General features: G+C 71.8%; 1 pseudogene. It reads left to right on the forward strand.

Going from position 1 to position 373, the window contains the following annotated elements:
* A pseudogene (locus ACNPM4_RS17575) lies at positions 1 to 373 on the forward strand (SAM-dependent methyltransferase); the annotation flags it as partial.

Here is a 373-nt window from a genome sequence, read left to right on the forward strand (position 1 = left end):
CACCCCGCGTTCCTCTATGTCCCCGGCGAGCGGTTGAGCCAGACCGAACTCAGCGCGGCCCGCATCGACGGCCATGTGGTCGACGTGGGTGACGCGTACATCCCTGCCGATCTCGTCGAGGGGCCGGATGTACGGGCGAGCACCATCGCCGCGCTCGTCCGGCCGGGCACCGCCGCATGCCACCAGACGGCCGCGTGGGTGCACGGCGCCGGTGACACGCCGCCGGTCGTGCATCACGTCAAGCGCTGCGTGGATCGTCGGATCCGTCCGGTCACCAGCGCGCGCGTGGTCTTCCACGACACACTGCTGCCCGCAGCCGACGTCCTCACGCTCAGCGGCGTCGCGGTGTCGAGCCCGGCCCGGACGATGCTCG

This window comes from Microbacterium umsixpiens (genome assembly GCF_053543675.1).